Origin of the sequence: Streptomyces sp. NPDC087440 (assembly GCF_044744005.1) — a bacterium.
Taxonomy (GTDB): domain Bacteria; phylum Actinomycetota; class Actinomycetes; order Streptomycetales; family Streptomycetaceae; genus Streptomyces.
The window spans coordinates 16,316-35,223 of the sequence record NZ_JBIUXN010000032.1; the positions used below are offsets into that span (position 1 = coordinate 16,316).

An 18,908-nucleotide genomic window follows, 5' to 3' on the forward strand; every position below is an offset into this window, starting at 1 on the left:
GTGACGCGTACGGGCGGGTGAATCCCGGCGGGTCGGCGGCCCGGTCGGGCGGGCGGAGCCGGTGGGCGGTGCTCGGATGGGCCCCGATCCTCGGCCCGGCCCCGCACGGCCTCCGCCCTGCGCGGCCGACGCCTCCCACGGCCTTCCCGGAGGGGACTCCATGCCCGCCTTCACCCGTCTCGCCACCCGTGCCGCCGCTCTCGTACCCCTGGTGCTGCTCGCCGCGACCGGCCCCGCTGCCGCCGATGACAAGAACCCCCCGGCGGCCGCTCCCCCGCCCATGTCGATCGCCCTCTCCAACGGTGTGGACACCGTCAGTTCGGGCTCCCGGCTCGCCTACACGGTGACCGTGCAGAACCAGGGCGCGGCCAACCTGGCCGGGCTGCGCATCGAGCAGGAGCTGCCCACCGGCGTCTCCGGCGCCACGGCGGACCAGCAGGCGAAGGTGGCGGGCGGCAAGGCGGTGTGGACGGCGGACGTGCGGGCGCACGGCAAGACGGTGCTGACGTCGTCGGCGACGCTGGGCGCGGAGCAGGCGGGCGCGCTGCGGGCGGCCAGCACGGTCTGCGCGTACCTGCCCAAGTCGCAGGTCCCGGTGGTGTGTTCCAGCGACATGGACCTGCTGCCCGCGGGCGCGAAGGCGGAGGGCGTGGAGCTGGCCGACGGCTCGGACGGCACGCTGCTGGGCATGGCGCCGGGCGTGGCGATCGGTGCGGGCGTGGGCGCGGCCCTGCTCGCGGGCAGCGGGGTGCTGGTGCTGCGCCGCCGCAAGAAGACCGCGGCGGGCGGTGTCGGCCTGGGCTAGCGCACCCGGAAGACCGGGCCGCGCGCCGTGAACGGCAGGGACGCCCCCTGCGGGATCAGGAACGCGTGCTCGCGCCGGATGCGCAGGACGTCCGTCCACCCGTCCGTGATGACCAGCAGCGGCGCCGACGCCGGGAAGTCGTCGGCCCGCAGCAGCAGGTCGATGCCGGGCTGGAGCGCGGTCCCGCCGCGCCCCCGCACCCGTACCCGTCCGGCGATCTCGGTCGGCGCCAGGTAGCCCGCGTCGTACGGCGCCGCGTCGCAGAACACGACGCGTGCGGCCGGTACGTCGCGGGCTTCCGCGTACGAGGCGATGGCGCCCAGCGCCTTGCCGAGCAGCGTGCGGTCCATCGACCCGGACGTGTCGAGGACGACGCCGAAGGTGCAGCGGGCGATCTCCTCGGGCGGGAAGTACCGCCCGGCGCGCGGGATGTCGGGGGTGGAGGCCTGCCGACGGGACGGCCGGGAGTACGTCCTGAGCGCTTCGGGGCGGGGCACGAACTCGTCGAACCAGCGGGCCAGTCGGGCGTCCCAGGGCACCGGCGGGTGGCTGAGCGCCTTGATCTCCTCCACCAGTCCGGCGGGCAGCAGCCCCCGTTCGCCGTACGCGTGCAGGTCGAAGCCCCGGGTCAGACCGCGCCGGTAGAACTCGTCCAGGTCGACGTAGTCGCGCACCCGCCCGACGGGCCGGTCCAGGATGTCCCCGCGCCCCTTCCCCCGCAGGGTGGCGAGCCGCCGCTTCCTCCGCAGGTCGGTGGCGATCCGGTCGTACACCTCCTCCGTCGAAAGACCCTTCAACGCGGCGTCGTACAACAGCCCTTCGGGCATCTCCCCGACGCGCATCTCCACGAGCCACCCGTTGATGACGTAGTCCGCGGCGACGTTGAACAGGTACGGGTCCCGTCCTCCCGCACGCTCCCCGTGGCGCAGGGCGGCGTGCAGCATCTCGTGGGCGAGGACGAACCGCCACTCCTCCTCCTCGAAGCGGCGCAGCGGATTGACGTAGATCTCCCCGGCGGCGGCGTCGACGGCGGCGATGGAGATGTCGTGCGCACGGGCCAGTTCGGCGTCGGCGACGACCTTCAGCCCCGCCGCGATCCCGCCGAGCAACGGGTAGGACGACACGAACCAGTTGAGCGCCCGGTCCCAGGGGTGCTGGCTCTGCCGCTCCCCGGTGAGGGTGTCGCGGCGGCCGCCCGCGACGTCCATGGCGGCGGAGACGGTCCGGGTGAGGGCGTGCGCGAAGGCGAGCTGGTGGTCGGGCACGCGCTGGCCCCAGTGGTGCCAGGGTGTGAGGACCTGGTCGGGCTCGCTGCCGTTCGTACCGCCGTGCCGGAAGACGTCCGGGATCCCGTCGCGGTGCCAGCGGGCGGCGAGCTCCTCCTCGTCGCTGCCCGGGTAGGAGGCGGTCAGCCCGTCCGGGGCACGGCCGACGGGCGAGTCGGCCAGGAACCGGTTCACGACGGTGCAGCGGGCGGCGAGCTGGGCGGGGGTGGGCTGCGGCCGTTCGCCCTTGTCCGCGGGGACGTGCCCGAAGCCGAGGTGGAGGAGGCCGTGGGCGAGGGCCCAGGCCCAGTCGCGGGGGTCGGCGCGGCGCTGGGGGTGGGCGTGCAGGGTGCCGTTGGAGTCGACGCTGACGAGGCCGTCGTACGACACCTGGGTGCACTTCTCGCCGCGGCAGACGGTGGCGTCGACGGCGGCGAGGGCGGGGTTGCGCTTGACGAGGGCGAGCCCGGCCGCGAAGGCTTCGGCGGCGGGGTCGCTCTTCTTCTTGGCGGGGGGCATGGGGCTCCTGGGGAGGGAAGGGCGCGCACGCCCTACTTGCGGGCTTCGACCAGGCGCGGCATGTCGCGGGCCGCCTCGACCAGGAACCACGCCGGAAGCACCGGCTGCCCGTCCGCGTCCTCCGCGATCACCGTCTGCGCCACCTCCACCGAGATCTCCGCCAGCTGCACCAGCAGCGCCTTCGCCCGGTACGCCACCTGCTGCATGCTCGGCGAGACGTGCGCCTTCTGCGCCGGGAGTTCCTTCGCGAGCCGTCCCCGGAAGGCCTCCGCCAGGTAGTACAGGAGGTCCCGGTCCTGCAGCCGGTTCGGCCAGGTCGCGTCGCCCTTGAGGATCGCGTCGAGCCCGTACGCATGACGGACGATCTTCGCGTAGCCGCAGAAGGACACCGCGTGCGCCGGGGTCAGCGTGCCGTGGGCGACGACCTTCAGGGTCTCCTCGTCGAGCGTCGGCCCGAAGGAGTGCAGGGCGTCGGAGAGCATGTGCCAGGAGCGGGGCGTGGAGAACGGCTCCTCGGCCTTCGGTGCGGGCGACCAGAGGTGGTCGGGCCGGTCGCCGAGGTAGTCGACCACCCACGGGTGGATGCCGTTCTCGCCCGCCCACACCAGCCAGTCCGTCGCCGATGCCCGCAGGTGCACGTGGGTGAGCCGGTTGACCAGGGCGGAGGCGGTCGGGCGGGCCAGCGCGTTGTCGGAGGACCGGTTTCCGGCCCCGATGACGATCGACCCGGCGGGCAGCTCGTAGGAGCCGATCCTGCGGTCCAGGATCAGCGAGTAGAAGGCCTTCTGGACGTCGGGCGTCGCCGCGTTCAGCTCGTCCAGGAACAGGCAGTACGGCTCGTCGCGCGCGATGGCCTCCGGCGGGCAGAACACCGACCGCCCGTCCCGGATCTGCGGCACCCCGATCAGGTCCTCGGGCGCCAGCTGCGTACCGAGCAGGCTCACGCACTCCAGCCCCAGCGAGTCCGCGAACTTCCGCACCAGCGACGACTTGCCGATGCCGGGCGCGCCCCACAGGAACACGGGCCGCACGGTCGCGAGGCCGAGCAGCAGCTCGGGGATCTGGGCGGGAGTGACGGTGACGGCTGCCTGCACGTGGTGGTTCCTCACGGGGGCTGGGGTAAACGAATGTCCGGTACGCACCATCATGTGCGTACCGGACATCGCCCCGCATCCGAATTAAGCGCCCCTCCCGGGAGGATCCTCAGGAAGCGGCGGCCGCCCGCTTCTTCCGCGCCGACATGCACGCGTACACGATCACGCCCGCGAACAGGAACAGCACGCCCTGGTATACCGCCGCGTACCCCGATCCGGCGACCAGCCACATCGAGAAGCCGGCCGCGAGCGCCGCCAGGACGCCGTCCCGGACCAGCCGCCCCCGGTTGACCCGCTCGGACTGCCCGGAGAGCAGGAAGTACAGCTGGGCGGCGGTCGCCAGGAGGTACGGCACCGTGGCGGTGAAGGTCGTCACCAGCACCAGGATCTCGAAGACGCCGTCCGAGCCCGCCGTGTAGTTGTAGACGGTCAGCAGCGACGCCAGGATCACCGTCACGATGACGCCGACGGTCGGGACGCCGCGCTTCTTGGTGGCGAACACCTGCGGGAACAGGCCGTCCTTGGCGGCCGCGTACGGCGTCTGCGCGCTGAGCAGCGTCCAGCCGTTGAGCGCGCCGAGGATGGAGATGACGGCGGCGCAGGCCACGACCGTGCCGCCCCAGGTACCGCCGAACATGTTGTTCACGGCGTCGGAGAACGGCGCGCCGGAGTCGACCAGCTTGTCGTGCGGGACGTTGCCGAAGACGGACAGCGTGCCCAGCAGGTAGACGAAGGCGGCGCCGAGCGTGCCGAAGATGGTGGCGCGGCCGACGTTGCGGCGCGGGTTGCGGACCTCACCGGCGCTGACGGCGGCCGATTCGACGCCCAGGTAGGAGAAGAGCAGGATCGCGGCGGACGCGGACACCGCGCCGACCGCCCCGGACCCGCTGGCCTGGAACGGGCCGAGGTTCTCCGTACGGAAGCTGAAGAGCCCGCCGACCGCGACCAGCAGCAGGGGTGCGAACTTCAGCACCGTCGCCACGACCTGCACCGCGCCGACGTAGCGGGTGCCCGCGAAGTTGGCGGCGGCGGGCAGCCACTGCACGACCAGTGCGGCCAGCATCATCGCGAACTTGGAGTCGCCCAGCGGGAAGACGACGTCGAGGTAGCCGACGGCCGCGACGGCGAGCGCCGCGTTGGACACCCAGGCGGTGATCCAGTAGCTCCAGGCGGCGAGGAATCCGGCGAAGTCGCCGAACGCCTCGCGGGCGTAGACGTACGGGCCGCCCGTCTGCGGGTGCTGGTTGGCCAGCTTGCCGAAGACCAGGGCGAGGCAGATCGCGCCGAGGGTCAGGACGCCGAAGGCGAGGAGGCTGATGGTGCCGAAGGGGGCGACGGACGCGGGGAGCAGGAAGATTCCGCCGCCGATGATGTTGCCCATGACCAGGGTGGTTGCGGCGAAAAGGCCGAATCGCCGTGAATGCCTGCTCTGGCCGTCACTGTCCTCGGCCGGCTCCGACTGCGCAGCGGTTCCGGTGTCGTGCATGGGGTGGTGCCTCTCGCCGTACGAAGTGCCCAGGGTCGCCGGGCGACGCCCATGGTCGGGTACGGGGAAGCATGCGCAAAATCACGCCTTTTCATCCTGTACGGCGCGGCTTGCAACCGGAAATACTCCTTCCGCTTGTGCGTCCGGCCGGGATTCCTGCGCGGTGCCGACGGGCACCTGCGGCCCCTGGCATTCGCGCAGCCAGCGACGGAACACCTGGTGAACGGCTTCCGCGCCGACGATCTCCTCGCCCTCGGGGACCGGTCGGGACATCGCGAGGGGCCACAGCAGGAACGGGCGGGTCTGCTCGCCGCCGAGGCCGCCGTGCGAGCCGATCTGCTCCTCGAAGGCGTGCACGCGGCCCGTTTCGGGGTCGTACGAGGAGTTGACCATGAGGTCGGCGGTGTGCGGGAAGGAGTCGGTGCGCCGGATCGCGTCGGCCGCGCCCGCACCGAAGGGTGTCAGCGGGCCCTCGCCGTCGCGCAGTTCGGCCAGCGGGACCTCCACGCCCTTGGCGCCGAGCACCACGGCCCCGTGCTCCTCGCTGCGCACGAGCAGGAAGCCGACGCCGGGATGGCCGGCCAGCATGCGCAGCAGAGCGGGGTGACGGCGGTCGATCTCCTCCCGCGACGCACGCCCCTCGATGTCGGGGAAGCTGATCAGCCCGAGGTTGCCGGAGGCCATCACGATGGGGTCGGAGGCGTCGGACCCGGCGGGGTGGGAGTGCGCGGCCTCGGCCAGGTCGACCGGCCGGTGCAGCACCGTGCGCACGGCGTCGCGGGCCTCGGCGCCGCTCCTGGTGCGCTGGGCGCGGCGGGGCACGGACAGACCGCAGCTGGCGCGCACGTAGTCGCGCAGGGTGAGCCCGAAGCGGCCCTCGAAGGTCTCGCCGGGGCTCTGGCCGTGGTCGGAGAGCAGGACGATCCGGTACGCGCGCGGAGCGTGCTCGGCGACCTTGGCGATCAGCGCGACCGACCGGTCGACGCGGCGCAGGATCTTGTCGGCGTCGCGGCTGCGCGGCCCGGAGTGGTGGGCCACCTCGTCGTACGAGACGAGGTCGGCGTAGATGGCGGTGCGCCCCGACAGGACGTCCCCTATGACGGCGGCGACCACGACGTCCCGCTGGACGACCGTGGCGAAGGCCCGGATGAAGGGGTAGAGGCCGCCGCGCCCGACGCGCGGGGTCTCCTTGCGCAGCCGGGAGCGCACCGAGGAGTGGATCTCGCGGCAGACCTCGGTGACGAAGGACATGGCGGTGCGGACCGCGTTGGCGGGGTCGGAGAAGTACGCGAAGTACCCGGCGCGGGAGCGGTTGTTGGGGCCGCGGCGGGCGGCGATGGAGAGCACCAGGGCGAGTTGGTCGGCGCCGCCGGAGAAGAGGTTGCCGCGGCTGGCGCCGTCGTAGGTGAGGAGGCCGCCGTCGCCGGTGTGCTCGATGGCGCGCTGCTGGAGTTCGGCGGTGCTGGCCGGGCTGGAGCACACCATGGTGCGCCCGGTCTCCTTCTCGTACCAGCGGAAGGCGGGCACGTCGTGGTTGGAGCCGTGCAGGATGCCGAGCTGGCTGGCGCCGGTCTGGCTGGACCAGTCGGTGCGCCAGGGGGTCAGCCGGTGGCTGGGCAGGTCGCCCTCCAGCAGGGCCGCGAGGGTGGGCATGAGCTGCTTGTCCAGGGCCCGCCGGAGGGTGTCGTGGCCGAGGCCGTCGAGCTGGAGGAAGACGGTGCCTGGCATGCCGTGCCGTCCGGCGTCGCGCTTGCCGCCCCGGCGGCGCTGGGCGAGCCGGGAGAGCCTGCGCCGGTACGCCTCGTCGTCGCGGACGGCGAGCGCGGTGGAGGTGGCGGAGGCGACGGCCGACATGACGGCCGCGACGACGACGGCGGTCTCGGGGTCCGCCTCCCCGCTGCCCCGGGGCAGCACGCTCAGCGCGACGAGCAGCAGGGACCCGTTGAGGAAGAAGGCGAGCAGCCCGAGCACCAGTGCCGGTACGAGCAGCAGCGCGCGCACCACGACCGGCCACACCAGCGCGGACAGCAGCCCGAAGGCCCCGGCTGCCCAGGCGGCGGTGAGGGCGACGTCGGTGAGCGACTCGGAGTCGTCGCCCTGGAGCTGGAACTCGGGGAGGATTCCGGCCAGCGCCAGCATGGTGAGGGTGGACACCGCCCACACGGTGATGACGCGCAGGAGCGTGCCGCCCGCCCGCCGCCAGCTGATTCTTCGCCAACGCCCTTCGGCCACCACGCCGCGTCCACCTCTGTTCGTCTGCATCCGACCCACGTACCCGGCCCACGTACCCGGACCCGCAGAGCGGACCCACGTGTCCGGCCAGCCTGTCACAGCGGGCGGGGCACTCCCGAATCAACCCAGACACAACGGGACACAGTGCCTTGGGCGAGGTCAGCAGCCGTCGTATCCGGCGGTCGGCATGGAGAGCCTGCGGTGCACCTCGGCCTTCATGGTGGCGCTGTAGACGGGCTCGTCGAGCCCGGCCGTCTCCAGCCGGACGCCGCGCCGCTCGCACTCGGCGAAGAAGTCGTCGACGGAGCGCACGGCACGGTCCAGGACGCGTTCGTTGGCGGTGACGAAGAAGTCGACGTGTCCGGCGTCGATGTCGGCCCACAGCGCGCGGTGGTCGTGCGGCAGGGCGTGCACGACGAGCTGGCGGGCGACGACGTACCCCTTGTCGGCGGCCCAGCGGGCGCACATCGCGTGCTGGCTGCGGGTGTCGACCAGAAAGGGGTCGCGGTCGAGCTCTTCGAGGGGGGTGAGACTGGCGATGACCACGACCCGGACGTCCCGGGGGGGTGCGGCCGCTTCCGCGGAGTGCGTACGCGACTCGCCCATGACCCGTCCCCTTCGCCGCTGTCGCGGACGACCCTACTCCGATCGTCCGGGCGACGAGGAGGCGTGAACGGGTGGCGCGGTGCGCCTTCGGGAGCGCCGTAGGGTGGATCGGACGTCGCGGAAGGAGTGCGCATCACTGTGAGCAGCGCGGGAACGGTCATCACCTGGTGGGGTCATGCCACCTGCACGGTCGAGGACTCCGGGACGAGAGTCCTCACCGACCCGCTGTTCGTACGGCGCTTCGCGCACCTGCGGCGGCGCCGGGGTGCGCTGCCGACCGCCGAGGCGGCCCGCGCCGACGCGGTCCTGATCTCCCACCTGCACTCCGACCACCTGCACCTGCCCTCCCTCTCCCGGCTGGCCCCGGACACGCTCGTCGTCGTGCCCCGCGGCGCGCTGCGCGCGGTCCCGGCCCTGCGCCGCTTCCGTACGGCGGAGCTGGCCGCCGACGAGACGCTGCGGGTGGGCGCCCTGACCGTCCGCGCGGTGCACGCCGAGCACGACGGACGCCGCCTGCCGATCGGCCCGCACCGCTGCCCGGCCCTGGGGTACGTCGTCGAGGGCGCGTCGGCGACCTACTTCGCGGGGGACACCGGCCACTACGACCGCATGGCCGAGACGGTCGGCCCGATCGACACCGCGCTGCTCCCGGTCGGCGGCTGGGGCCCGAACCTGGGCCCGGGCCACCTGGACGCGGGCCGGGCGGCGCAGGCCCTGGCGGAACTGGACCCCCGGCACGCGGTGCCGGTGCACTACGGGACGTACTGGCCGATCGGGCTGGACGGGGTGCGGCCGCACGAGTTCCACGCGCCGGGGGCCGAGTTCGTCCGCAAGGCGGCCGTGCTCGCGCCGAAGGTGGCGGTGCACAGACTGGAGCACGGCGAGAGCGTGCGGACGGAGGACGCGCGGTGAGCGGTGCGAGATGGGCGTCGGCACAGTGGGTGCTGGACGCGGCGCAGGCGGTGGACGTGAAGGTGCCCGCCGAGGCGACCCAGCAGGCGGTCGGTTATCCGATGCTCTTCGCGCTGGTGGTGCTGGGGGCCCTGGTGCCGGTGGTGCCCACGGGCGCGCTGGTCAGCACGGCGGCCGTGGTCGCCCTGCACCAGAGCGTGCCCGCCCTGTCCCTGCTCGTCGTCTTCCTGGTCGCGGCCGCCGCGGCCTTCGTCGGGGACCTGGCGCTGTACTGGCTCGGGGTGCGCGGGGTCCGCTCGGAGCACGGCTCGAAGTGGCTGGACGCGCTGCGCAAGCGGGCGCCGAAGCAACGGCTGGAGCAGGCACAGCGGAAGCTGGAGGAGCACCGCTCCCAGGTCCTGACGCTCTCCCGGCTGGTTCCGGCGGGGCGGATCCCGGTGATGCTGGCGTGCCTGCTGGCGAAGATGCCGATCCGGCGTTTCGCCCGGGGCGACGTGCCCGCCTGCCTGGCGTGGGCGGCGGCGTACCAGCTCATCGGCGTCCTGGGCGGAACCCTCTTCGCCCGTCCGTGGGAAGGGGTGGTGGCGGCGATCGCGGTGACGCTGCTGATCAGCGGGGTGCCGTCGTTGTGGCGTCGCGTGCGGGGGTCGGCCGGGGCCGCCTGAGCGCCCCGGCCCACCCGCGTCGGGTCAGCACGCACCTGGTCAGTACCAGGTCAGTACCTGTTCAGTACCTGCGAGGCGCCGACGCCCAGGTCCCACAGGTCCTCGCGGGGGCGTCCCGAGGCGGACCACGCGGCGCGGACCCGGGTCAGGGGTTCGAGGACCGGTTCGGCGGAGAGGACGAAGGTCCCCCAGTGCATGGGGGCCATGCGCCGGGCGCCCACGTCGCCGCAGGCCCGGACCGCCTCCTCCGGGTCCATGTGCACGTCCTGGAGCCACCACCTGGGGTGGTACGCCCCGATGGGCAGGAGGGCGAGGTCGATCCCGGGGTGGCGCTCGCCGATCTCGCGGAACCAGTGCCCGTACCCGGTGTCGCCCGCGAAGTACACCCGCTGCCCGCGCCCGTCCGACAGCACCCAGCCGCCCCACAGCGTGCGGCAGGTGTCCGTCAGGGAGCGCTTGCTCCAGTGGTGGGCGGGTACGAAGTCCAGCCGTACGCCGCCGAGTTCGGCGCCCTCCCACCAGTCCAGCTCGGTGACCCGGGTGAACCCGCGTCGGCGGCACCAGCGGGCGACGCCCGCCGGGACGAACAGCGGGGTGTCGCGGGGCAGCCGCTTGAGGGTGGGCGCGTCGAGGTGGTCGTAGTGGTTGTGGCTGATGACGACGGCGTCGACGGGCGGCAGGTCCTCCCAGCGCACCCCCACCGGCGTGACCCGGGGCGGTGTGCCGAGGATCTTGCGGGACCACACCGGGTCGGTGAGCACGGTGAGCCCGCCGATGCGCACCACCCAACTGGCGTGCCCCGCCCAGGTGACGGCCACGGTGGCGGCGTCGACGACGGGCAGCGGCCCGGGTTCGTACGGCAGCCGGGAGATGTCCCGCAGCCCGTCCCGCCCCGGCCGGATGGCGCCTTCGCGGGCCAGCCTGGCCAGGGCCCGTACGCCCGGGAGCGGGGCGGTGAGGCGGTCGGCGAAGGTGCGCGGCCAGGGGGTGGCGCGGACCTCGCCGACGGTACGGGTGAGGGGGGCCGGGGCGGGCGCGGCCGGGCGGGGGCGCTCCGCCAGGCCGCCGGGGGTGCGGCCGGCGGAGCGTTCCGGAGGGTCGGTGAGTTCGGTCTGTTCCGTCATCGAGAGGCTCCGTTCGGTGGCGTACAGCGGTGCGGCCGGTGCGTCGGCATCATGTGCGGCGGGCGCGGCCCAGTTCGGCGAGGGCCGCTCCCAGGTGGTTCAACGCTTGCTCCAGATGCGGCAGTTCAAGCGGGTCTCGTGCCGTCAGGGACTCCGTGCGCTGTGCGGGGGTTGCTCCCAGCAGGGGCGCGGTGGACAGACGGACGCGCAGGGCCCCCAGGGAGTCGCCGAAGCGGTGGCCGCCGGGAACGGGGGTGTCCAGGCGGGCGGTGAGGTACTCCTCCAGCTCCATGGAGTCGGTGACGCCGCGTTCGGCGAGGCCCTCGCGCAGCGGGCCGAGGTCGGCGTAGAGGTGCCGTCCGGCGACCGGGGGCAGGGCGAGCGCCCCCGCGTCGAGGACCGCCCGGTGCACGGCGGCCTGGACGCGGGCGTGCAGCGCGGCGGCCGCGGCGGCCCGCTCGACGACCGGTTCCGGGTCGTGCAGGGCGTACGCGGCGGCCTCCGCGACCGGCGCGGGGACGGTCGCGCCGAGCGCGGCCAGGACGTCCAGGGCGCGGGCCCGCAGGGCGGCGCCCGCCGCGGTGGCGGGCAGCCGGGCGACGGCGACGGGCCAGGTGGTGGGGGTGAGGGCGCCCGCGAGGTCGGACAGGACGACGACGTGGTCGGGGAACATCTCGGCGGGGCTGAAGAACACCGTCTCGCGGGGCCGGTGCACGGTGTCGCGCCAGGTCTCGTCGCTGACCACGGTGAGCCCCTCGGCGAGCGCCACCTCGCAGACGGCGCGCACCGTCTCGGGCGGGGCGAGGGTCGCCGTCGGGTCGTCGGGCACCGACAGCAGCAGGAGCCGGGGCCGCCCGCCCTCGGCCCGTATCCGCGTCACGGTCTCCAGGAGTGCGTACGGATCGGGTACGCCGCCGCATTCGGCCGGGGTGGGTACGTGGAAGGACGAGCGGACCCCGGCCAGCAGCCGCACCTGGGCGGCCCACCAGGCGGGGCAGGGCCGGGGCAGCAGCACATCGCCCCCGGCCGCGGCCATCAGGGCGAACAGCAGCGGCGGTCCGCCCGGGGCGGCGACGACGTCGTCCGCCGCGACGCCGATGCCGCGACGCCGCCAGTGGCCGACGGCCGCCGCGCGCAGGGCAGCGCTCCCGCCGGGCGGCTCGCTGACGGTGCGGCCCGCGGCGGCGGCAAGGACGGCGGCGAGCTCCGGCAGGACGGGCAGACCGGGGTCGGGGGCGGGCGGCCCGTGCCGCACCCGCCCTCGGTCGGATGCCGGTGCGGCGTCCTCCCGGCCGGATGCCGGTGCGGAATCCTGTTCCGGGTCCGGTGCGGTGCCTTCTCCGGCGCGCGCGGGGTCCTCGGGAGCCGTCCGCTGCATGCCTGAAACCTCCGCCGGGTGCCGGGTCCACGTCGTCAGGGCATCCACCCTGACCCCTTTGCCCTTTATACGTAGCTCTGCAGCACACCGCCTCCCGTGCGCGGCGGAGCACCCCCGCCACCCCGTGGGTCACGTGTCACCCCTGATTAACCAGGGCGTCATTTCACGATCCGGAAACGGGATACGACTTTGCGCCGTTCGGCCGAGAAGCCCCCTTCCCCACCTGCCGGAAACAGACACCCGCGCACCCCGCAAGGGGTTTTCACCCCCACCCCGAAAGGGTGCCTGACCTGTGACGCTGGCACGTACCGAAGGTAGGTGCAGACCAACTCGGCGCATGCTTTCCGGACATCTGCACGTGCACCGCGCCACGGCGGAACCGCAGGGCCTATTGTCAGTTCTGTAAGAGAGCGACAACATTGCGTAGCAGGTCGCACGAAATGGAGTGCGCTCTGCGTCCCGTCCGGTTACTGGGGAGAAACCGGTCGGGATGCAGAATTCTTTCGCCGCGGTGGACCACGTATGTCCGAGGGGGGCAGTCGCTGGTATACGGCATCACATTCTCCGGGGGAACGCGGACCCTCGATCAGGCGGCGTGACCTGTCGCCGAAGCATGGCCGGACAGCTCCCACCAGGACCTCGGCCACCAGGCACGACCTTCCGCGTTCCGGCGCTGCCCCCAGCCCTCGGGCAGGCCATCGCCCGGCCGGCGAACCCGCGCGGCGCACGGTGGACAACCCCATGCGCCCCGGCATTCAGCCGAACAACACCCGCACGCCGTACTCAACAATTCCGCGCGGGCAGGAACGAGCGTTTCGGAACTCCCCTGTGCGAAATCGCCGAACCGCCCGCCCCTTCACTTTCATTTCTCCATGCTTTCCGGGACGACGTCTCCCCTGCCCGGAAACAGACCACGCAATGGGCATTCAGCCCTTTCTCCAAGGAGGCCGCCATGACGCAGTCCCGGCCAGAGGACCCCGCCGCCGGTTTACTGCTCGAAGCGTTTGACCCGCAGTTGTTCCGGGAGAACTCCGAATCGGCCCTCGGCAGGCTGGAAAAACACTTGTCGGACCTCTCCATCAGGGGTCTCGAACTCATCAGGCCCGCCGCACTCACCCAAGCGGCACAGGCGCTGATGGCCCCGGAGAGCGACCGTGTCCACCCCTTCGACGAGGAGCGGCTCGGGGCGATCCTGGACCTCTACATCCGGACCGGCATCCCGGTGCACTCCCCCGGCTCCATGGGCCGGCAGTTCTCCGGCGTGGTACCCCTGTCCGGCGTGGTGGACTTCGTCAGCTCCGTCGTGAATCAGCCGTCGTCCTTCTACGAGGCAGGTCAACTCCCCAACGTGGCCGAGCAGTTGATGGCGGGCGAGCTCAACCGGTTCATCGGCTTCGACCCCGACCGCTTCGACATGATCACCACCTCCGGCGGCTCGCTGGCGAACCTCACCGCCCTGCTGGCCGCACGCAACGCCACGTACCCCCAGTACTGGGCCGAGGGAGGCAGCGCACTGGCCGGGCTGCCGCGTCCGGCCATCGCGGTCGGCGCGGACGTGCACTACAGCGTCTCCCGGGCCGCCGGAGTGCTCGGCATCGGCGAGGACCAACTGGTGCGGTTGCCCCTGAACGACGCCAAGCAGATCTGCGTGGAGCAGGCGCCCCACGTGCTGGAGGCGGCCGAGCAACGCAACCTCAAGGTCTTCTGCCTGGTCGCGTCCGCCGGGAGCACCTCGCTCGGCGCCTTCGACCCGCTGGACGAACTCGCCGACCTGGCCCGCCGCAAGGGCATCTGGCTGCACGTCGATGGGGCCCACGGGGCGAGCCTGCTGGTGTCGGACAAGCAGCGCGCCAAGCTCAAGGGCATCGAGAAGGCGGACTCGCTGACCTGGGACGCCCACAAGATGATGTTCGTCCCCGCGCCCTGCACGTTGCTCTTCTACCGGAACGGGGAGAAGGCACTCGGCGCGTTCCGGCAACAGGCGAGCTACGTGTTCGACGAGGAGCCGGACGTCTACACCGACCTGGACAGCGGCGGCAAGAACTTCGAGTGCACCAAGCGGCCGATGATCATGCCGCTGTGGACGCTGTGGTCGGTGTTCGGCCGGGCGCTGTTCGCGGAGAAGATCGACTACCTCTGCGACCTGACCGCCGAGGCCCACCGGGTCGTCGAGCAGGAGCCGGACTTCGACGCCCTGCACCGGCCCGAGTCGAACATCCTGTGCTTCCGCTACCGGCCCTCCGACCTGATCAGGGCCGACGAGACGCACCGCCTCCAGGTCGCCATCCGCAACCGGATCAAGCGGCAGGGGAACTTCTTCCTCTCCAAGGTCAACGTCGACGGAGTGGCCGCGCTCCGCGTCGTGATGATGAACCACCACATCACCGTCGAGCACTTCCGGATGCTGCTGAGCGAGATCCGGAAGGCCGGCGAAGAGCTGCTCCACGGCTGACCGGGCACACCCCCGGCCCTCCTCCCCACGGCCGCACCCGGCCGCACACCGTTCGAGCAAGGGACTTGCCGTATGACCACTCTCTCTGCGCTGCCTCCGATACCGACGGACGAGGCCACCGCACTGGCGACGCGACTGATTCCGGACTGGGAGTGGAACCCCCAGTCGGTCGGCGCCGTCCGGGCGTTGCCCACCTTCGCGGGCAAGCTGGTGGAGGCCGCGGCCGCCTACCAGGCCCCGTACCCCGAACTCCCGCACGCCGTGCAGGACGCCCTGGTGCTGCGCCGCCTCCAGCAGCTGGTGAACACCGCCCGGCTGAACCCGCTGTGGCGGGCCCGGCTCACCGAGGCGGGCATCACCGGTGCGCCCGCCTCGTACCGCGACTGGCAGCGGGTGCCGCTGTCCGACAAGGACGTGCAGCGGGACTTCTTCATGGACGAGCGGCCCGGCATGGTGGTGCCCCTGCACCACGGCGGGTTCGAGGTGGTGGCCAGCGGCGGCACCAGCGGCGGCCGTCCGCTCGAAGTGGTCTACTCCCTGCGCGAGTTGGAGGACACCTACCGCATCGCCGGTGACTTCATGGGGACGTACCAACTGGGCAAGCACCTGCCCGGCACCGACCCCAAGTGGCTGATGACCACCCTCGCCGACTACCAGATGTGGAGCAGCGGCACCATGGTCGGCGGGGTGCTGAGCCATGTGCCGGGCGTCAACTACATCGGCGCGGGACCGGTCACCGCCCCGGTCCTGGAGCACATGTTCTCCTACCCGGGCCCCAAGGCGCTGATGGGCATCACCGCGGGCATCGCGATCCTCAGCGACCTGGGCGCCGGAATGAGCCAGGAGGCCAAGGAGAGCTTCCGGGTCGCCCTGTACGGCAGCGGGGTGCTGGCCCAGCGCAAGCGGGCGGAGCTGCGGGCGATGTACCCCAACCTCGCCATCCTCAGCTACTTCGCCGCCACCCAGGCGGAGACCATCGGCCTCCAACTCACCGAGGACTCCCCGTACTTGGCCTCGGTGCCCGGTCTGCACTTCATCGAGATCGTCGACAAGGACGGCCGGTGGGTCGCCGAGGGCGAGGAGGGCGAGCTCGTCGTCACCCGGCTGCACGCCCACGAGACCCCGCTGCTGCGCCTCAAGCTGGGCGACCGGATGATCCGGCGGCCGCGGCTGGACGGGCCGGGCCTGAAGACCCAGCAGTTCGAGTTCGCGGGGCGCACCGGTGACGTACTGCACCTCAACGACAGCCAGTACTCGGCGGCGCGGGCGTTCGAGGCGCTGCGCGACGAGCTGCGGGCGAACACCGGGGTGGACCTGGACGCGGTGGCGCACGAGGTGCAGTTCGTGAACTACCGCGAGGCGAAGACCCTGGTGTTCATCGCCTCGGTGGACGACGTCGCCGGGCTGACGTACAGCCTCGACACGGCGCTGGGCCCCCACGGGCTGCGGCAGACCTTCCTCAACTCCCTCCCCCGGTCGCTCTCGCTGTTCAACCACGGGGAGGCGAATCCCGCCTCGATCGAGAAGACCGGCTACCAGTTCCAGGTCAAGTTCGTGCACCGGATGTCGGCCGAGATCGAGCGCACCGACGTCGGGAAGGTCCCCCTGGTCCGCGACCGCGGCTAGGCCTGCCCGACGGGTCAAGAGAACTCCCGAAAGCACGCGACAGGAGTGGCACCAGTGACAACAGCGGCAGTACAGCAGAAAGTCAACATCGTCGCCGTGGTGGATGTGATCGGCGCGTTGTCCGACGGCACGCTCGGCAACGGAAACCTCTGCCTGATCGACGACAGCCCGCACGACAGCCGGGGCCAGGGCACGACGCAGCTCCAGACCGTGGTCAGCCCCGGCCAGACGGTCCAGTGGACCGCGCTGGCGGTGGACCTCCAGACGCCGGTGGAGATCAAGAGCATCACCTTCATCGGCCAGGACGAGCAGAGCCACCGGGGCAACGGCGCGTCCCACAGCACGCACGGCAGCCGGCAGGACACGTCCCGGGCGGGGCACGACACGTCCCGGGCGAGGCAGGACACGACCCGGGGCACCTCGCAGGGGCTCGCCCAGGACCGGGACAACGGCGGCGCCGTGCACCAGTCCAACGGCCACAAGGAGACGTACGAGAACCTGGAACTCGCCGTCTGGTCGGGCGTGGTCCCCTTCCACGTGACCCCGGGCACCCCCTTGAGGTACCGGCTGGAACTCCAGATGTACGAGGGCCTGCGGAGCACCCTGACGGTCGAGTCGGCCGCGCTGGTGGCCGAGGCCCCGCGTCAGTGACGGCGCCCGGGACGCACGCGGCGCACCCCATGGACTGCGCGCACACCACAGGAACGGATCAGTCGAGGAAGGCGGGCTCATGCCCCAGCAGTTAGCGATCATCGTGCTCGTGGACGTGGCCAACGCACTGGAGGCCAAGTCCCTGGAGGACAACACCTACCTGTTCGACAACATGAAGCTCCAGGGCTCCGAGAACGAGGGCACCGGCAAGCTGGTGACCGCGATCAACGGCTCCTACTGGAGCGACGGCTCCCAGGCCAGCGAGCAGGTGCTCAACTGGCTCCCTTACAGCCTGGGTTCCATCCCGCCCACGGTCCCCAAGGGCTACCAGGCCGACCGGGCCCGGCAGACCGACCAGCAGGCGCTGGCCGAGCTGCAGACGATCGTCCAGCAGGGCGCCCAGGGCACGGACACCTCCTCGCAGCTGGCCCAGCTCCAGCGGAGCGTCGGCACCAAGGTCAAGAACACCCGGCGCACCCGGGGCCCCGCCGACACCAAGGTCCTGGACATCACCGGCAAGGTGGTGGCCGCGGACTCGACCGCGGCCGTCAGCTACCCGGCCCCGGTGATCACCGACATCTACGGCGAGGCCGTGGACGAGAAGATCATGTACCCGGCGGAGTACGGCTCCCCCGACATGGTCACCGACGGCTGGTACTGGTCGGCGACCGTCGACACCTCCCGCCCCGGCACGTACGCGTACACGATGAAGATCCAGCTGCACAAGCTGGTCGAGCAGGGCACCGAGATGCTCTGGGAGCCGGTCAACCTGACCTGCGAGTCCTTCCTGAGGATCACCTCGGAGCCCAAGCGGAACGCCTTCACCGGCGCAGGCCTGAACTTCCTGCCCCTCTCGTAGCGCGTGCGCACCACCCCCATCGACAACAGACGGACGAGGAGGAGCAGATGACCACCAAAGCGAAGCCGCGGTCCGCACCGCGCGCCATCAACCAACGACCCATCGCCATCAGCGCGGTCGTGGACATCGTGGGCGTACTGGCGTCCCTGAGCACCGACGGCCACGTGTACATGTACGACACCAACCGGACCGGCGGATCGACCGGGTTCGGCACCGAGTCCCTGCGCACCAAGGTACGGACGGGCGACACGCTGGTCTGGTCGCCGCTGGCCCTGGAGTGTGAGGCGTACGTCGCCATCGACGGCATCGAGATCGACCCGGCGGTGGCCGAACCGGTGCGCAAGGTCTACCCGGGGACGGACGTCTCGTACTGGACGGCGACCGTGAAGACGGTGCCGGGCGAGGCGGTCCCGTACAGGATCAGGTACCGGGTCGGCACCCGGACCGAGCCCGTCACCAGCCACCAGTCGTCTTTCCTGTTCGGCTAGAGGAGGAACGTTGAGCACCATGACGCGCAACACCGGCGTGCAGGACCAGGAGAAGCAGAATCCCGGACAGCTGAACTCCGTTCAGCTGAACATCGTCACGATCGTCAACATGGAGCGGGCGATCCGGGAGAAGTCGCTGGAGAACGCCATCTACATGATGGACAACAGCGTCGGCGGCACCGGACAGGGCACCCGGCACCTGGAGACGTTCTGCAAGCAGGGCCAGGTGATCAACTGGATCATCCGGCCGATCGACATGGAGAAGCGGCCCGACGGCACCTGGCCGCCCATGCCGAAGATCAACAACATCGTCGTCCTGGACACCGAGATCGGTGACGAGGAGGACGTGGCGGAGAAGAAGATCCTGACCGAGCTGAAGATCTACGGCGGCCCGGACAAGATGCGCGACAAGTTCACCCCGGTCTACTACTACTGGGCGGGCACGATCCTGAGCACGGCGAAGCCGGGGCTCTACCACTACCGGCTGGTGGTGGAGCTGGAGCAGGACGGCACCAAGGAGAAGCTGTACCTGAACACCTACGACCACCCGTCGCTGCGGGTGCTCGCGGTCTGAGGTCCCGTTCCACTTCCACGGTTTCCGTGGTGAACGAGCGTTCCACGTGAAACGAGCGGTCCACGTGGAGCGGTGGGGGGGGGGGGGGGGGGGGGGGGCCCCCCCCCCCCCCCCCCCCCCCCGGGGGGGCGCGGGCAAACAACGAAAAAACCCCCAACCCCCCAGAGAAGGT

General features: G+C 71.8%; 16 protein-coding genes. 9 read left to right on the forward strand and 7 right to left on the reverse strand.

The window, feature by feature from the left end:
• Positions 1–160 precede the first annotated feature (160 nt).
• On the forward strand, positions 161–805 hold the full coding sequence (locus ACIO3O_RS39500) for a hypothetical protein (protein WP_401754737.1): 645 nt from the start codon (positions 161–163) through the stop codon (positions 803–805).
• Here ACIO3O_RS39500 and ACIO3O_RS39505 read toward each other — a convergent pair.
• The 5 genes from ACIO3O_RS39505 to ACIO3O_RS39525 form a co-directional block, all read right to left on the reverse strand.
• Positions 802–2,589, reverse strand: a complete 1,788-nt coding sequence (locus ACIO3O_RS39505; RefSeq protein ID WP_401754740.1) for a hypothetical protein — start codon at positions 2,587–2,589, stop codon at positions 802–804. The two genes, ACIO3O_RS39500 and ACIO3O_RS39505, sit on opposite strands and share 4 nt — an antisense overlap.
• A gap of 32 nt (positions 2,590–2,621) precedes the next feature.
• Positions 2,622–3,683: an ATP-binding protein gene (locus ACIO3O_RS39510; RefSeq protein WP_401754925.1), complete on the reverse strand. Its 1,062-nt coding sequence runs from the start codon at positions 3,681–3,683 to the stop codon at positions 2,622–2,624.
• A gap of 109 nt (positions 3,684–3,792) precedes the next feature.
• On the reverse strand, positions 3,793–5,169 hold the full coding sequence (locus ACIO3O_RS39515) for an amino acid permease (protein WP_401754743.1): 1,377 nt from the start codon (positions 5,167–5,169) through the stop codon (positions 3,793–3,795).
• Positions 5,170–5,250: 81 nt separating this feature from the next.
• Positions 5,251–7,431, reverse strand: coding sequence for an alkaline phosphatase family protein (locus tag ACIO3O_RS39520; RefSeq protein WP_401754746.1), 2,181 nt, complete (start codon positions 7,429–7,431; stop codon positions 5,251–5,253).
• 129 nt (positions 7,432–7,560) lie between these two features.
• Positions 7,561–8,007 (reverse strand): hypothetical protein, encoded by a 447-nt coding sequence (locus ACIO3O_RS39525; RefSeq protein WP_401754749.1) that lies wholly within the window; start codon positions 8,005–8,007, stop codon positions 7,561–7,563.
• A 138-nt stretch (positions 8,008–8,145) separates the two neighbouring features.
• Between ACIO3O_RS39525 and ACIO3O_RS39530 the strand changes: the two genes are divergently transcribed.
• Positions 8,146–8,919, forward strand: a complete 774-nt coding sequence (locus ACIO3O_RS39530; RefSeq protein ID WP_401754752.1) for an MBL fold metallo-hydrolase — start codon at positions 8,146–8,148, stop codon at positions 8,917–8,919.
• A gap of 101 nt (positions 8,920–9,020) precedes the next feature.
• Complete coding sequence (locus ACIO3O_RS39535) at positions 9,021–9,584, forward strand: DedA family protein (protein ID WP_401754927.1); 564 nt, start codon at positions 9,021–9,023, stop codon at positions 9,582–9,584.
• Positions 9,585–9,634: 50 nt separating this feature from the next.
• Here ACIO3O_RS39535 and ACIO3O_RS39540 read toward each other — a convergent pair whose 3' ends face one another.
• Together ACIO3O_RS39540 and ACIO3O_RS39545 are read right to left on the reverse strand one after the other, a co-directional pair.
• Positions 9,635–10,708 carry an MBL fold metallo-hydrolase gene (locus tag ACIO3O_RS39540; protein WP_401754755.1) on the reverse strand — a complete coding sequence of 358 codons (1,074 nt, stop codon included), beginning with the start codon at positions 10,706–10,708 and terminating at the stop codon, positions 9,635–9,637.
• 49 nt (positions 10,709–10,757) lie between these two features.
• Positions 10,758–12,086, reverse strand: coding sequence for an aminotransferase class I/II-fold pyridoxal phosphate-dependent enzyme (locus ACIO3O_RS39545; RefSeq protein WP_401754758.1), 1,329 nt, complete (start codon positions 12,084–12,086; stop codon positions 10,758–10,760).
• 952 nt (positions 12,087–13,038) lie between these two features.
• Between ACIO3O_RS39545 and ACIO3O_RS39550 the strand changes: the two genes are divergently transcribed.
• From ACIO3O_RS39550 to ACIO3O_RS39575, 6 genes are all read left to right on the forward strand, one after another.
• On the forward strand, positions 13,039–14,538 hold the full coding sequence (locus tag ACIO3O_RS39550; protein WP_401754761.1) for a pyridoxal phosphate-dependent decarboxylase family protein: 1,500 nt from the start codon (positions 13,039–13,041) through the stop codon (positions 14,536–14,538).
• A gap of 72 nt (positions 14,539–14,610) precedes the next feature.
• Positions 14,611–16,164, forward strand: coding sequence for a hypothetical protein (locus tag ACIO3O_RS39555; protein ID WP_401754764.1), 1,554 nt, complete (start codon positions 14,611–14,613; stop codon positions 16,162–16,164).
• 54 nt (positions 16,165–16,218) lie between these two features.
• Positions 16,219–16,815 (forward strand): hypothetical protein, encoded by a 597-nt coding sequence (locus tag ACIO3O_RS39560; protein ID WP_401754767.1) that lies wholly within the window; start codon positions 16,219–16,221, stop codon positions 16,813–16,815.
• 79 nt (positions 16,816–16,894) lie between these two features.
• On the forward strand, positions 16,895–17,674 hold the full coding sequence (locus tag ACIO3O_RS39565; RefSeq protein WP_401754770.1) for a hypothetical protein: 780 nt from the start codon (positions 16,895–16,897) through the stop codon (positions 17,672–17,674).
• A 47-nt stretch (positions 17,675–17,721) separates the two neighbouring features.
• Positions 17,722–18,162 carry a hypothetical protein gene (locus ACIO3O_RS39570; RefSeq protein WP_401754773.1) on the forward strand — a complete coding sequence of 147 codons (441 nt, stop codon included), beginning with the start codon at positions 17,722–17,724 and terminating at the stop codon, positions 18,160–18,162.
• Positions 18,163–18,172: 10 nt separating this feature from the next.
• Complete coding sequence (locus ACIO3O_RS39575; RefSeq protein WP_401754775.1) at positions 18,173–18,736, forward strand: hypothetical protein; 564 nt, start codon at positions 18,173–18,175, stop codon at positions 18,734–18,736.
• Positions 18,737–18,908 lie beyond the last annotated feature (172 nt).